We start from the raw sequence: 15328 nt of genomic DNA on the forward strand, positions 1-15328 counted from the left end.
TCAGTGGGCTGAATTTCATCTGTTTTTCATGCCACAAGTGGCTTTTGGGTGTTTTAAAAACAAAAAAGGCCTCTTTTGCAAGGGGCCTCAAATTAAATTTATTAAACCTCGGGGTCTAATTCCGAATCCGGCTTGTAATTCTTCTCCAATTCGGCCAGTTTCTTTTTACCGTAAGCAAACTTGGTAATAATGTAGAACAGCACGGGAACTATAAATATAGCCAGCGATGTTGCCGTAAGCATCCCGCCGAATACGGTGAAGCCAATGGTTTTACGCGCTTCGGCACCCGCGCCCGATGCAAACAGCAAAGGCAACACACCTAATATAAAGGCCAGCGAAGTCATGATGATCGGTCGTAAACGCAGCCTAACCGCCTCCAAAGTAGCTTTTTCAAGCTCCATGCCCCTATCCACGCGCTCCTTGGCAAACTCTACTATGAGGATGGCGTTCTTAGCCGCCAAACCTATCAGCGTTATCAATCCTATTTGCGCGTATACGTTGTTTGTTAAATTCTTATCGAACAACAAGAATAAGATAGCCCCAAAGGCACCAAGCGGCACAGCCAACAGTACCGAGAATGGTACCGACCAGCTTTCATACAAGGCTGCCAAAAACAAGAACACAAAACCTATGGATAAAGCAAATATGTAAATGGTTTTAGAACCCGATAGCAATTCCTCACGGCTCAGGCCCGAAAATTCGTAGCCATAACCTTGCGGCAGCGTTTGTGCGGCTACCTCCTGCAGGGCTTTAATAGCGTCACCGCTGCTGTAGCCGGGTTTGGTAGCCCCGTTTATCTCAGCCGAACGGAAGAGGTTGTAATGCGATATTAATGGCGCGTTCTCTATTAATTTATAGGATGTAAGCGTACTCAATGGAACCATGCTGCCAGATGAGTTACGCACAAAGTACTGCCCTATGTTTTGGATATTGGTACGGTAGTTTGTATCGGCCTGGGTTACTACCCTAAAGTTACGCCCGTAGATGGTAAAATCGTTTACGTAAGCGCTCCCCATGTAGGTTTGTAACGCATTGTTTACGTCAGATACCTGCACGCCTAATTTTTTGGCTTTCTCTCTATCGATAGTAAGCTGATAAGCCGGGGTATGCGCGCCAAAGAACGAGAACGCGCGGGCTATCTCCGGGCGCTTGTTAACCGCGCCAACAAATGTGTTCAATACCTTTTCGAAGTTTTTAATATCGCCGCCCGCTTGCTTCTCTTGCAGGATGAACGAGAAACCACCCGTATTACCCAACCCGGGAATGGCCGGTGGAGAGATCACCACCACGTTAGCTTCTTTAAACCTGGCCAGTTTTTGGGTGATAGTAGCAATAACGCCCGCCAACTGATCTTTCTTTTCCTCACGCTTTTCCCATGGCTTTAACTGCACAAATATGGTAGCGCTGTTTGATTTTGTGGCAAAGTTAACCGCGTTTAAACCGCCTAATGCCGCGTAGTGGTTAATAGCGGGCACGCTGTCCAACACATGCATCATCTCGTGCAATACCGCAACGGTACGTTCAGTTGATGCGCCTTCGGGAAGATCATATGTTACATACACACGCCCTTCATCCTCCAGCGGGATAAAGCCGGATGGTTTGTTTTTGAAGAGGAAGATGGTACCTACTACGATACAGATGAGTATAACTACAACAAATTTAGAATGCTTGATGCCTCTGTCAACCGAATTGCGGTAACGCCCGGTAACCCTGTCGAACCATTGGTTAAATACAAAGAAGAATTTATTTAAGCCTTTAGATTTATTATCGATCTTATGCGGACGCAATAATATGGTACAAAGTGCGGGGGTTAATGATAGTGCCACAAATGCCGATATCAGTACTGATATAGCGATGGTGATGGCAAACTGCTGGTAAAGTCGCCCTACTATCCCCGGGATAAATCCTACCGGTACAAACACTGCCGCCAATATGAGCGCGATAGCGATAACCGGCGCCGAGATATCTTTCATGGCGTGCTTGGTAGCTTCCTGCGGGGTCATGCCCTTTTCGTCCATATAATGCTGCACGGCTTCCACCACTACAATGGCATCATCCACCACAATACCTATGGCCAGTACAAAACCAAACAGCGTTAGCGTATTAATGGTAAAGCCTAAGGGGATAAAGAAGATAAACGTACCCACAATGGATACCGGGATAGCCAGTACCGGGATAAGCGTGGTACGCCAGTTTTGCAGGAACAGGAACACTACGATGATTACCAATACCAATGCAATAACAAGGGTTTCTATCACTTCTTTTAGTGAAACCTTTACCACCGTAACCGATTCGAACGGGACCACGAAGTCGATATCCTTAGGGAAGGATTTTTTCAACTCGGTCATCGTAGCAACTACGTTGTCGGCTGTTTCGATGGCATTACTGCCCGGTGCCTGATATATTAAAAGGTACGATGCGCGCTTACCATCAACAAAAGAGTTACCGGCATAGTTAAACTTGCCCAGCTCCACCCTTGCAATATCTTTTAAATGCACTACCGAACCTGTGCCCGGCTGCGTTTTCACCACAATATTTTCAAACTCGGCTATGTTGGTTAAACGGCCTTTCACCAATACGGTGTACTCAAACGTTTGTCCCTTCATTTGCGGCGTGGCACCTACCGTACCAGCTGCCACCTGCGCGTTTTGCTCCTGCAGGGCGGCTGTAACATCGGCAGCGGTCATATTCAGCGCGGCCAGTTTATCGGGCTTTAGCCAGATACGCATACTAAAATCATCTGCACGTGTAAACACATCGCCCACACCCTTGGTACGCAGTAAGGCATCCTTTATAAATACGTTAGTGTAGTTGTCGGTAAAAGTTACATCGTGGCTGCCATTTGGCGAAAACATGGCCACCAGCATTAATATACTTGGGTTACGTTTACGTACTATTAAACCAAGGCGCTGCACCTCTTGCGGGAGGGTTGGCTGCGCGATGCCCACACGGTTCTGCACATCAAGCGCGGCATTATTAATATCGGTACCTACTTCAAAGTTAACGGTCATGCTCATGGCACCGTTACCTGTGCTGTTACTTTGCAGGTAGGTCATGCCGGGGGTACCGTTCACCTGTACTTCAACGGGCGTAGCAACGGTTTGCTCAACGGTTAGGGCATCGGCACCGGTATAGTTACCTGTTACCTGTACGGTTGGCGGGGTAATTTCGGGGTACTGCCCTATTGGCAGGCTCATCATCGAGAGGATGCCCACTATTACGATCACCAATGATATTACAATGGCGGTTACCGGGCGTTTTATAAAAACATCTGCGATCATTCTGTATTTCTTTTAGCTTAAAAAATCGGGATACACTCCCTTATTTGCTTTAAGTATTAGTTAGCTTTTTTGGGAGCCGCACCTGGCGCCGCGGCTGGCGGTCCAAGGGTTACCTTACCACCGTCTCTTAAACGCTGGAAACCTTCGGTGATCACCTGATCGCCAACTTTCAGGCCTTCCATCACTACCACATTGCTCTGGATACGTGGGCCTAATTTCACCTTCTGCTGGCGTGCAATAGTGTCGCGCCTATCTTTCACCGTTTTATCTTCGGCAGTGTCTTTTATGGTAGTATCCCTTGTAGTAAATACAAAGAATTCGCCCATTTGCTCGGTAACGGCTTTATACGGGATCTGCACGCGCTCGCCAGAGTTATCGTTAAGTACCTGCAGCACGCAGCTCATACCATCCTTTAATATATCCTTTTGGTTATCAAACTGGATCCTTACCTTAATACTCCCGGTTTGGTTATTAACGCCGCGGTCTATCGCGAACACCTTACCGTTTTTGTCGTAGGTAGTCCCGTTGGATAATTGCAGCTTAAAGGTAGTATCGGCACTGTGCTGTTGCAGTTTGTAAAAACGTTCTATATCCTGTTCGTTTATCACCACGTCTACCCCTATCGGGTTGCCGGTAGATATGGTGTTTAACAGCGTAGTACCCGGCGAAACCTGTGCACCCAGTTTAACCTGTGAGATACCAATACGCCCTGTGAACGGCGCACGTATAGTAGCAAAAGAAAGATCTGTAGCGGCGGATGATAACCCTGCCTGCGCTACAGCAACCTGGCTCTGCGCGGTTTCGAACGCGGCGGTGGCCTGGTCTACTGTTTGGCGGGCTACTGCGTCGTTCTTAAGCAACATATTGTACCGGTCGATGTCTTTTTGCGCTTTACCTAAATTTGCTTTGGCGCTTAGCACGTTGGCTTTTGCCTGCTCGTAAGCCGCTACATATTTGCGGCGGTCTATCTCATATAAAGGAGCCCCTTTGGTAACCACTTCGCCTTCTTTAAAAAATATGCCGGTTATAAAGCCGCCCACCTGGCTGCGCAGTTCTACCGAGTTTAACGATACTACAATGCCCTGGTATTTATCATAATATAAAGCTGCGGATTGCTGCGCTTCTATTACGTTTACGGGCGTTGCCGGCGGTGCAGCCGCACCTGCGCCTTTGTTACCGGTACCATGACACGCAGCAAGAAGCAAGCTACCTGCTACAGCGATAAAGGGGATATATATGTTCTTCATATTCTTATTTATTCGGCCCTTAAGGTGCCCAAAGCACGTTGCAGGTCTATTTTGCTTGATAGTAGTTGGAATAACGCGTTATAATAATTGAGTTCGGCGGTACGCAGATCGGCCTGCGATACAATAACATCCAGGTAAGTTTTGATACCCTCGCGGTACTGCAGATCAACCACCTTATATACATCCTTGGCAAGCGTTACGTTCTCGCTTAAATATTGCCAGTTGGTGTAATTGCTTTTGTAGCTGGCCAGCGCCTGGGTATACTCGGTATTAATGGCGTTGCGGGTGTTCTCTATATTAAGGTCTGTCCGTTGCACCTGCAGGCGGGCCTTGGCCAGGTTCTGCAAACGTTTTGTGCCGGTAAATATAGGGAAGGTTAACCCAAGCCCTACATAAGATGTAGGGTACCCGGTATTATAAAGCTTACTAAAGGTATCGTTAAAATAAGCGAGGCTGTACCCTGCCGTTGCAGACAAGGATGGCAAAAAGCCCCATTTATAATAGGATACATTTAGGTTCTGCAAATTTTTAGTGGTCTCCAGTAGGCGAAACTCAATCCTGTTATTATAGTTAATGATCTCGTTGGTATCTATAGCAGCCTCGGTTTGCAGGGCGGCAGAATCATAGGCAAGAATTATTCTTCTATCGGGGTTATAACCCATTACCTGTTTAAGGTACGCGGTTTTACTTTTAATAGCCTCTTGCGTTTGTTTATGCGATGCCAAAGCATTGTTGAGCGATATGGTGGCCTGCTTGTAATCGGTTTTATCAACCACGCCCGCCTGGTAACGCGCATTGGCATCCTTTAAGCTGCGGCGCAGCCTTACAATATCTTCGTTTATAATATCCAGCTGGCGTTGCGATAACAGGACATCATAAAATGCTTTGCTTACATCTGATGCCAGGTCTATCTTGTTGCTTTCGGTATTCTGCTTATAATATTGCCTCGAATATTTGGACGCTTTTGAGGCCAGTACCACATCATTATTATATAAGGCCTGGCTGGCTGTAACACCAAGGGTTGATACATTATGTGCGATGGCTAAATTTTGTGCACCTGTACCGCCGCCACCTGCACCTGTAGCCGCACCGGTTGGGCGCTGAAAATAATGTTGTATGCTACTGCTGCTGTTCACCTGTGGCAACCATGCAGAAAGGCCTATATTAATATCGCGTTCGTTTATTTGCTCATCAATATAAGCCTGTTTTAATAGTGGCTGATTCTTTAAAGCGAAATCAACACTTTGCTTTAAAGTGTAACTTGCGGCAGCCGTATCAGAAGATGTTTGGGCAAATAGCAGAACCGGGAAAAAAAGTACTATATTAGTGATATATAAACCGCGGAGTTTTTTCATAAGGATTGTGTGCGATATTAAAAACGAAACTAAGGAAAAGGAGCCTTAGTTTTTAAAAATTCAAGTAGGGGTATGCGAAGATGATATTTTAATGGACGAATTAAAAATGAGCAACAGAAATTTTACGTTATTAGGATAATTCTTACACTCCTGGCACTATTTTTAGATTTTTTATTACAAATGTTAAAATTTTACCTTTGTTTAAATAAAAATTTAATTAATTTGCCTTATGATTGTAAACTGTGTTGTATTAAGATAGTGTGAAAAAATTTACATTTCTAATGCAACAGATAAACATATTCATGGTATTTTTACAAAAAATTTAAGAAGTGTTAATACATGGTTAAAAAGTTACACGATAAGATTGCCCAGTTCCAGGATGCCAATATGATCCGGGCACAGGGACTGTATCCGTTTTTCCGGCCCATTGAGAGTGGCCAGGATACAGAGGTTATAATAAATAATAAGCGTGTTTTGATGTTTGGTTCTAACTCGTACCTGGGTCTTACCAATCATCCTAAAATTAAAGAAGCCTCCAAAAAGGCTATTGACAAGTACGGTTCGGGTTGCGCTGGTTCAAGGTTTTTGAACGGCACGCTTGATATCCATATCGAATTGGAGAACCGTTTAGCCGCTTACGTAGGTAAGGAAGCTGCTGTTTTATTCAGCACGGGTTTCCAGGTTAATTTAGGTGTGCTATCCTGCATCACCGGTCGTAACGACTATTTGATCTTAGACGAATATGACCATGCTTCCATCATTGATGGTACCCGTTTATCATTCTCCAAAGTAATAAAATATGCCCACAACGATATGGCAGACCTTGAGCGCAAGCTGAGGATATTGCCCGAAGAAGCGGTAAAGGTTATTGTGGTTGACGGTATCTTCAGCATGGAAGGCGATATTGTTAAATTGCCCGAAATTGTACAGCTTGCTGACAAATACGGTGTAAACATTATGGTTGATGATGCCCATAGTTTAGGCGTTATCGGCGTAAATGGTTCAGGTACGGCCTCTCACTTTGGTTTAACCAACGAGGTGGACCTTATTATGAGCACCTTTAGTAAATCCCTGGCTTCCCTTGGCGGTTTTATTGCCAGCGACTACGAAACTATCGATTATATTAAACACCGCGCACGTTCATTAATGTTCAGCGCGAGCATGACACCAGGTTCGGTAGCGGCTGTTATTGCTGCATTGGACATCATCGAATCGGAACCGGAACGTATTCAAAAACTTTGGGACAATACCAATTACGCTGTTAAATTATTAACAGACGAAGGTTTTGACCTTGGCGCAACAGAAAGCCCAATACTACCTATATATATACGCGATAACGATAAAACCTTTATGGTGACCAATTACCTGCAAAACGCCGGTATATTTGTAAACCCGGTTGTATCGCCCGCAGTGCCTTCAGATTCTTCCCTCCTGCGTTTCTCATTAATGGCCACCCATACATTTGAGCAAATTGATGAAGCAGTAGAAAAACTGACAGCTGCATTTAAAGAAGTAGGCGTGCCATTAAAAAAACTGGCATAACTACCCTAAACAAGAAAACATAATCACCATTATAATAACTTAACGCCGATCCATTTGCCCACAGCATTTGAATCGGCATTTATTTTTAAGCCCTCTAAAAATGAAGGAAATAGTTTCGGTAACTTCAAAAAAAGAACTCGCATCTTTTATTGATTTCCCGCACGAGTTGTATAAAAACGATCCATTGTACGTACCGGAGTTATTTATAGCACAAAGAGACATTTTAACTACCCACCCTTTTCACAAGCATTCGTCGCTGCAAACTTTTTTAGCGTACGATGGCGATAAGATAGTGGGGCGTATAGCTGCCATACAAAACAACAACCACAATAAATTCAATAACACCAACGATGGTTTTTTTGGATTTTTTGAATGTATAAACGACCAGGGGACCGCAAACCTGCTGCTGGATACCGCGGTGAAATGGCTGAAAGAAAAAGGTGCCGAAACGCTCACCGGCCCGGTAAACCCATCAACCAACGAAACCTGCGGCCTACTTGTAAAAGGTTTTAACAGCTCACCAGTGGTAATGATGACCTACAACCCCGAGTATTACATTACCCTGCTGGAGAATTACGGTTTAGCAAAGCAAACCGACCTGCTGGCATGGCATTGGGACGGGCAAAACTACAACGACAAATCGTTGCAGATGCTGGATAGGCTGCAGGAGCGTTTAACACGCAACAGCGGCATCACCATCCGCAAAATAAACTTGAAGAACTTTAAAGCAGAAGCCGATGCTTTGCGCGAGGTATACAATAAGGCGTGGGATAAAAACCTGGGCTTCTTCCCGATGACCAATGATGAGTTTGATTATACCGCCAAAGATCTGAAAATGATCCTCGATCCGGATTTCGCGCTGGTTGCCGAGCAGGACGGTAAAATAGTAGGGTTTGGCGTTGCTATACCCGATATTAACCAGATATTGAAGACCATAAAAAAAGGTCGTTTATTGCCTACCGGAATATTTAAGCTATTGCTTAATAAAGGCAAAGTGGATGGTATCCGCATTATGCTTTTAGGCGTAATTGATGGCTACCGCAAAATGGGAATCGAAGCTTGCCTTTACGGCAGTATTATTAAAGAGTACAGGCGCAAAGGCTTAAAATATGCCGAAGCATCATGGACGCTGGAAAAAAATGATATGGTGAACCGTGCTATCGAAGCCATTGGCGGCGACCAGTACAAAACATATAGAATATACGAAAAAGCAATATGAAGGAGCGGGTTTTGATAACCGGTGCGAGCGGATTTGTGGGATATCATATTATTTCGGAAGCGCTTAACAACAATTTAGACGTTTACGCTGCGGTTAGAAAAAACAGCGACATCGGTCACTTGAAAAACCTTAACATTCAATATACATATCTTAAATTTAACGATATAGCATCGTTAACGCAGGAGATACAGGAAAAGCGGTATGATTATATTATACATGCTGCCGGTGTAACCACAGCACGTTCGCAAAAAGAGTTTAGCGTTGTAAACGTTAAGTTTACCCAAAACCTGGCTCAGGCTGCCGAAATTGGTGGCGTAAAAAAGTTTGTATTTATCAGCAGCATTGCGGCTGTGGGTCCGTTAAAAACACCAAACGGCATTATAACCGAGGAAACGCCCGATGCTCCCATTAGTGTTTACGGAAAAAGCAAGCTCGCTGCCGAGCAGCAAATCGCTTCGTTGCCTGCTTTAAATTATACTATTTTACGCCCTACCGCGGTTTACGGCCCGCGCGAGAAGCGAATATTTGTTTTTATAAAACAAATAGTAAAAAAGGCCATCGAACCTTATATTGGTAATACTGAGCAGAAACTTAGTTTTGTATACGCTAAGGACTTGGCAACGGCAAGTATAAAGGCTTTATTCGCGCCTGCCAAAAGCATCTATAATATAACCGATGGTAATTTTTACAGCCGTTACGAAATGGCTGATATCATTACCGAAATTTTAAAAATTCGTGCTTATAAGTTTCATCTTCCTGTAAACTTTGTAAAAATAGTTGCGGCAGTGAGTGGAAAAATAAGTTCTTTGCGCGGCAAGGCGGCCAAGCTGAGCGTTGACAAGATAAACGAACTGACGGCACTAAACTGGAATTGCAGTATAGAGAAGGCCAGGGCCGAACTGGGATTTTATCCCCGTTATAACCTACATGCAGGCTTAACCGAAAGCCTTGCCTGGTACAAAGAAAATAAATGGCTGTAAGCCTCTATTTATATTTAGTAAACAAATATGAAGCGTCATGAGTTCTCGCTTAACACAAAGCTTATGATCATTCATTACCGATTTTAAAACAAACAATTCAAATGAAAATTAACATTAAACCGGCTGCCGGCAAGCTTGGAATTTTAATTCCAGGGTTAGGTGCGGTAGCTACAACTCTTATTGCCGGCGTTGAAGCCGTAAAAAAAGGCATTTCCCAGCCAGTAGGCTCATTAACACAAATGGGAAGCATCCGTTTAGGAAAAAGAACTGAGAACCGCCATCCAAAAATTAAAGATTTTGTGCCTTTGGCTAAACTTGAGGATATCGTTTTTGGCGGTTGGGACTTATATGAAGATAACGTTTACGAATCGGCTATGAACGCTAAGGTGTTGGAAGAATCGTTGCTAAACCAGGTTAGAGAAGGTTTAGAAGCTATTAAGCCAATGAAAGCCGCTTTCGATAAAAACTACGCTAAAAACCTCGACGGTACCTATGTAAAAACCGGTACCCGTTACGAACTTGCGCAGCAGGTGATGGAAGACATTAAAAACTTCCAGAAAGAAAACGGTTGCGACCGCGTGGTTTTAGTATGGTGCGGTTCTACCGAAGTTTACTTTGAAGGATCTGAGATACACGAAACACTGGCTGCTTTTGAGCAGGCTTTGATAGATGATGATAAACGTATTGCGCCAAGTATGATATACGCTTACGCGGCTTTAAAACTTGGCGTACCATTCTCTAACGGTGCCCCTAACTTAACCGTAGATATCCCTGCGATGATAGAGCTGGCTAAATTAACCCAGACCCCTATCGCCGGTAAAGATTTTAAAACAGGCCAAACCTTAATGAAAACTGTATTGGCGCCAGGCCTTGCAGCACGTAGCTTAGGTGTACACGGCTGGTTCTCTACCAACATTTTGGGTAACCGCGATGGTTTGGTACTGGACGATCCTGATAACTTTAAAACTAAGGAAGTATCTAAATTAGGTGTATTGGAAGATATCCTGCGCCCTGAAGATAACCCTGAGCTTTACGGTGAGATCTTCCACAAGATCCGCATCAACTACTACCCTCCGCATGGCGATAACAAAGAAAGCTGGGATAACATCGACATTTTTGGCTGGTTAGGCTACAAAATGCAGATCAAGATCAACTTCCTTTGCCGCGACTCTATCCTGGCAGCACCTATCGCTTTAGACCTTGCTTTATTTAGCGATATGGCAAAACGCGCCAACATGAGCGGTATACAGGAGTGGTTATCATTCTACTTAAAATCGCCGCAAACCGCGCCGGGCTTACATGCTGAGAACGATATCTTTAAACAATTAATTAAGCTGGAGAACACCCTGCGCTACTTAATGGGCGAAGACCTGATCACTCACCTTGGCCTTGATTATTACGACGATATGTTTGCTAACGCATAACATCATCATACTCTTTAAAAACAGGTTAGGCAAATTTGCTTAACCTGTTTTTTTGTTTTATTTTTATTGCAGCTTAGTACTGGCAGGCAGCAGGTAGTCACCACCCCCCGATTATTTGTTAGCATTGCAACACTATTAGTAGTATTTTCTACGTATATAGTAACATTATTAAGCCATAGCCACCTATTTATTCGATATTGTAGATTGGTATAAATTGGCCTGCTGCCAAATTCGCCTGCGTTGCGCAAGGGGAATGTTTGCAATGGCCTGGGGGTTCAGCATTTTTATTATTGATATTTGACTTTTTGACCACAATAGTCTGTAGGGAATTTTTTTTACCTTTGGCCATTGTATTTTGAGCAACCGTATAGTTTATAAATGAATTGTAAAGACACTTTTAAGCGTTTCATTTTTATTGCATTTCTATTTGTAAGCACAACGTTGGCTGCCCAAAATACGGTAGTCACGGGTGTTGTTACCGATGCCAGCAATAAAAAGCCGCTATCTTTTGTAACCGTGAGCTTCACGGGCAGCACCATAGGCACAAACACCAACGACAACGGGCAATACCTCCTCCGTTCATCAAAACCCTATACGCAGTTAAAGATCACCTACATTGGTTACAAAGATGCCGTAGTAGCAGTTACCCCCGGCAAGGACCAGGTACTCAACATCAGGCTGTTTCCATCCGCCAAACAACTTAACGAGGTTACTATACAGGCGCAGAAACGCGCGAAATACACTAATAAGGAAAACCCGGCGGTAGAACTCATCCGCAAGGTTATTGCTAATAAAGAGAAGAACCGCCCCGAAGCCTACAATTATGTAGAGTACAAAGAGTACGATAAGATGCAGTTCTCGCTCAGCAATTTATCTGATAAAATATCCGAGAAGAAGTTTTTCCGCAAGTACAAGTTCATTTTCGAGAACAGGGATAGCACCAGCTATGCCGGTAAATCGCTCTTGCCAATATACCTGGTAGAAAAACTATCGCAGGTATATTACCGCAAAAACCCCGAGAAAACCAAAGAGGTTTTACTTGGCGAAAAAGGCGTTAACTTTGGTGCCGCAGTTGATAACGAGGGCGTTGGCCAGTACTTTAAACATCTTTACGAGAAGGTGGATATTTACACCAACAGCATTTACCTGCTGGGCCGCCAGTTTTTAAGCCCTATTGCAGATTCTGCCCCCACCTACTACAAGTTTTTTATTACGGATACCATCACCACCGAAAACAACACCAAACTGGTTAGGCTAAGCTTTACGCCGCGCAACACCAACGATGTGCTTTTTGAGGGCGATATATATATTACGCTTGATGGTAACTACGCGGTGCAGCAAGCAGGGCTTACCATCAACAAAAACATCAACGTAAATTTTGTGCGGATGATGCATGTTGACCAGGACTTTGAAACGAACCCCGATGGCCGTTACCACCTGAGCCGCAGCAACACTTATGCAGATTTTGGCGTATCAGCAAAGCGTAAGGGCGGGCTTTTTGGTATCCGCACCATTACCTATAAAAATTACATCGTAAATAAATCGCAGCCTGATATTTTATACGCGCCCGATATTGTTTTAGAGGACGACGCCGTAAAGCACCGAAGCGAACAATTCTGGGCCGAAAACCGCCTGGACACGCTCACTACAGCCGAATCTAAGGTTTATAAAAATATCGACAGCCTTACGCACATGGCCTCGTTCAGGCGTACGGCAGACCTGGTTACGCTGTTACTTGCCGGCTTTAAAGGCTTTGGTAAATTTGAGGTTGGCCCTGCCAGCACGTTCTACAGCTTTAACCCGGTTGAAGGTTTAAGGCTGCGGGTGGGTGGACGTACCACGGTAGATTTTAGCAAGCGCTGGTTTTTTGAAACCTACGGCGCCTATGGTTTTAAGGATGAAAAGTGGAAATACTTCTTCGCTGGTACCTACTCGTTAAATGCCAAAAGCGTTTATAAGTTCCCGCAGAATTTTATCCGGGCGAGTTTCCAGCGCGACACCAAAATACCGGGCCAGGAGCTGCAATTTATATCGGAAGATAATATCCTGTTATCGTTTAAACGCGGCACCAGCGATAAATACCTCTATACCGACCAGTATAAGATAGATTACGTGCACGAGTTGGAGAATCACCTTTCGTTTAATTTTGGCGGTCGAAAATGGGTGCAAACACCTGCCGGTTCCTTATATCCTTTTGTGAACGGGCCAAGCAACATCTTTAATAACTTAGCCACTACCGAACTTTCGGCAGGCATCAGGTACGCACCTAACGAGCAGTTTTACCAGGGTAAATTATTCCGGATCCCAATTATCAACAAGTACCCTATCCTGTCGTTAGATTTTACAGCCGGTTTAAAAAATGTACTTGGCGGGCAATACAGCTATGAAAAACTCCGTGCACGTGCCGATAAGCGTTTTTACATAGCGCCATTAGGTTTCTCTGATGTGGCTATAGAAGGCGGGCGCATTTTTGGGCAGGTGCCTTATCCGTTGCTGGATATCCACCGCGCAAACCAAAGCTATGCCTACGTGATAGATTCGTACAACCTAATGAACTTTTTAGAGTTTGTAAGTGATAAATACGCCAGCGTGAGTATCGACCAGCACTTCGGCGGATTCTTTTTCAACAAAGTGCCTTTGCTAAAAAAATTGAAATGGCGCGAGACCGCATCATTTAAGGCTCTGTATGGTGGCTTGGGTGCTAATAATAATCCGACGCTTAGCTCGTCGGTATACCAGTTCCCGGTAGATAATAACGGGGTACCTATTACTTATGCACTTGGCAACAAACCTTATATGGAAGCAAGTGTTGGTGTAGAAAACATTTTCAAGTTCGTAAGGGTTGACCTGGTAAAGCGCCTTTCGTACTTAGACCATCCGGACATTGCGCCTTTTGGCGTGAGGGTTAAAATTAAGTTCGATTTTTAATTATTTGTAGGATTTTATTTATTTTTATTTTATAATGGAACAGCAAACATCAATACGCACAAGTTTACAACTTGGTATATACAAAATTATTGATCCGTTTGTTAAGCTGCTGATAAAGCTTGGCTTAACCCCAAATGCCGTTACTTCAATTGGCTTTGTTTTAAACGTAGGCGTAGCCGCTATATTTATCATCGGTGGCGAAGATGGTGACCGTGCAGATCTAACTTACATTGGCTGGGCAGGCGGCTTAATTTTATTTGCAGGCCTGTTTGATATGCTTGATGGCCAGGTTGCCCGTTTAGGCAACATGAAATCGGTATTCGGCGCTTTGTATGATTCAGTGCTCGATCGTTATAGCGAACTCATCATGTTCCTCGGTATTTGCTATTATCTCGTGGCCCATCACTACTTTTTAAGCTCGATATTTGCTTTTATAGCGCTTATTGGCTCTATGATGGTGAGCTACGTACGTGCCCGTGCAGAAGGCCTTGGTGTAGAGTGTAAAGGCGGCTTAATGCAAAGGCCCGAGCGTGTGATCACTATCGCGGTTTTTGCTATTGCCTGTGGCGTAGCATCAAACTACATTGGCGGCGATTATAAGTTGTGGATCCCGGGCATCCGTTTCCACGTTTTCGAAACCATGTCTATCTTTACTTTCCCTATTGCCATACTTGCGGTATTAACAAACTTAACAGCATTTAAACGACTGGTAGATGCCAAGAAGGCGCTGTCAGAAACTGATCATGAATAATACTTCCGCGCTCAGGTTTACGTTGATTTTATTGGCATGCATTATTTTTGCACTACCGGTAAAAGCAACGTTAAGCCGCGACTTGTATTTGAGTATTGAAGACTCTGCCCGGAGAAGGCCGGTTGATGTTTTAGTATTCCCGGTACCGCCTGCCTATGCCAATACCATGTTTTACTTACAGCGTACCACCAATACCGCTACGCTGATGTACGAATTAAACATGGATAAGGATACCGGCAAGCCAGATACCGATGAGCCGATGCACGTATATTGGATCCGGTACAACGAAAAAGGGCAAAAAGAAGAACTAAACTATATTCAACGCAAATTTGCTTATGGTTTAAGTCAAAAATCGCTGGGGAACGACAAATATGATATCAGGTTTGTGTCATACAAAAAAATTCCACTTACCTTGATGAAGGCCGCTGACGGAAAATATCATATCTTCGCAACTGTATCGCAAAAATTAATGGCGCTGCGTAGTATATTTATTAAAATAGAGGGAGGTTCTTTTTGGTTGCCAAACATTGTGTATGTGGAGATGAAAGGAACAGACCCGGCAACAGGAAAAGAGATTACAGAACGGTTTAAACCCTGAGTT

At 44.1% G+C, this 15328-nt stretch carries 10 protein-coding genes; 7 read left to right on the forward strand and 3 right to left on the reverse strand.

Annotated elements, in window-relative coordinates:
- Positions 1–101 precede the first annotated feature (101 nt).
- From ABIX36_RS06970 to ABIX36_RS06980, 3 genes are read right to left on the reverse strand one after another with little or no spacing between them, the layout of a single operon-like run.
- Complete coding sequence (locus ABIX36_RS06970; RefSeq protein ID WP_348081441.1) at positions 102–3281, reverse strand: multidrug efflux RND transporter permease subunit; 3180 nt, start codon at positions 3279–3281, stop codon at positions 102–104.
- Between the two features lie 56 nt (positions 3282–3337).
- Positions 3338–4528: an efflux RND transporter periplasmic adaptor subunit gene (locus ABIX36_RS06975; RefSeq protein WP_348081442.1), complete on the reverse strand. Its 1191-nt coding sequence runs from the start codon at positions 4526–4528 to the stop codon at positions 3338–3340.
- Between the two features lie 8 nt (positions 4529–4536).
- Positions 4537–5883 carry a TolC family protein gene (locus ABIX36_RS06980; RefSeq protein WP_348081443.1) on the reverse strand — a complete coding sequence of 449 codons (1347 nt, stop codon included), beginning with the start codon at positions 5881–5883 and terminating at the stop codon, positions 4537–4539.
- Positions 5884–6222: 339 nt separating this feature from the next.
- On the opposite strand from ABIX36_RS06980, the gene ABIX36_RS06985 reads away from it, so the two are divergent.
- The 7 genes from ABIX36_RS06985 to ABIX36_RS07015 all read left to right on the forward strand — a co-directional run bounded on the left by ABIX36_RS06985 (position 6223) and on the right by ABIX36_RS07015 (position 15325).
- On the forward strand, positions 6223–7425 hold the full coding sequence (locus ABIX36_RS06985) for a pyridoxal phosphate-dependent aminotransferase family protein (protein ID WP_348081444.1): 1203 nt from the start codon (positions 6223–6225) through the stop codon (positions 7423–7425).
- Between the two features lie 100 nt (positions 7426–7525).
- Positions 7526–8644, forward strand: coding sequence for a hypothetical protein (locus ABIX36_RS06990; RefSeq protein ID WP_348081445.1), 1119 nt, complete (start codon positions 7526–7528; stop codon positions 8642–8644).
- Positions 8641–9624 (forward strand): NAD(P)-dependent oxidoreductase, encoded by a 984-nt coding sequence (locus ABIX36_RS06995; RefSeq protein ID WP_348081446.1) that lies wholly within the window; start codon positions 8641–8643, stop codon positions 9622–9624. The genes ABIX36_RS06990 and ABIX36_RS06995 overlap by 4 nt, the downstream gene beginning before the upstream one ends.
- Positions 9625–9725: 101 nt before the next feature.
- Positions 9726–11048: an inositol-3-phosphate synthase gene (locus ABIX36_RS07000; protein WP_348081447.1), complete on the forward strand. Its 1323-nt coding sequence runs from the start codon at positions 9726–9728 to the stop codon at positions 11046–11048.
- Between the two features lie 378 nt (positions 11049–11426).
- Positions 11427–13976 (forward strand): DUF5686 family protein, encoded by a 2550-nt coding sequence (locus ABIX36_RS07005; RefSeq protein WP_348081448.1) that lies wholly within the window; start codon positions 11427–11429, stop codon positions 13974–13976.
- Between the two features lie 34 nt (positions 13977–14010).
- Positions 14011–14727 (forward strand): CDP-alcohol phosphatidyltransferase family protein, encoded by a 717-nt coding sequence (locus ABIX36_RS07010; RefSeq protein WP_128534730.1) that lies wholly within the window; start codon positions 14011–14013, stop codon positions 14725–14727.
- Complete coding sequence (locus ABIX36_RS07015; RefSeq protein ID WP_348081449.1) at positions 14690–15325, forward strand: DUF4833 domain-containing protein; 636 nt, start codon at positions 14690–14692, stop codon at positions 15323–15325. The genes ABIX36_RS07010 and ABIX36_RS07015 overlap by 38 nt, the downstream gene beginning before the upstream one ends.
- The last annotated feature ends 3 nt before the right edge of the window (positions 15326–15328 follow it).

The sequence above is a fragment of the Mucilaginibacter sp. genome (genome assembly GCF_039925265.1).
Classification (GTDB): domain Bacteria; phylum Bacteroidota; class Bacteroidia; order Sphingobacteriales; family Sphingobacteriaceae; genus Mucilaginibacter.

Excerpts from the sequence above, each read along its gene's own strand:
- ABIX36_RS06975 (WP_348081442.1), bottom strand. The coding sequence starts at position 4,528 with ATGAAGAACATATATATCCCCTTTATCGCTGTAGCAGGTAGCTTGCTT.
- ABIX36_RS06995 (WP_348081446.1), top strand. The coding sequence starts at position 8,641 with ATGAAGGAGCGGGTTTTGATAACCGGTGCGAGCGGATTTGTGGGATAT.
- ABIX36_RS07015 (WP_348081449.1), top strand. The coding sequence starts at position 14,690 with ATGCCAAGAAGGCGCTGTCAGAAACTGATCATGAATAATACTTCCGCG.
- ABIX36_RS07010 (WP_128534730.1), top strand. The coding sequence starts at position 14,011 with ATGGAACAGCAAACATCAATACGCACAAGTTTACAACTTGGTATATAC.
- ABIX36_RS07005 (WP_348081448.1), top strand. The coding sequence starts at position 11,427 with ATGAATTGTAAAGACACTTTTAAGCGTTTCATTTTTATTGCATTTCTA.
- ABIX36_RS06980 (WP_348081443.1), bottom strand. The coding sequence starts at position 5,883 with ATGAAAAAACTCCGCGGTTTATATATCACTAATATAGTACTTTTTTTC.
- ABIX36_RS06990 (WP_348081445.1), top strand. The coding sequence starts at position 7,526 with ATGAAGGAAATAGTTTCGGTAACTTCAAAAAAAGAACTCGCATCTTTT.
- ABIX36_RS06970 (WP_348081441.1), bottom strand. The coding sequence starts at position 3,281 with ATGATCGCAGATGTTTTTATAAAACGCCCGGTAACCGCCATTGTAATA.
- ABIX36_RS07000 (WP_348081447.1), top strand. The coding sequence starts at position 9,726 with ATGAAAATTAACATTAAACCGGCTGCCGGCAAGCTTGGAATTTTAATT.
- ABIX36_RS06985 (WP_348081444.1), top strand. The coding sequence starts at position 6,223 with ATGGTTAAAAAGTTACACGATAAGATTGCCCAGTTCCAGGATGCCAAT.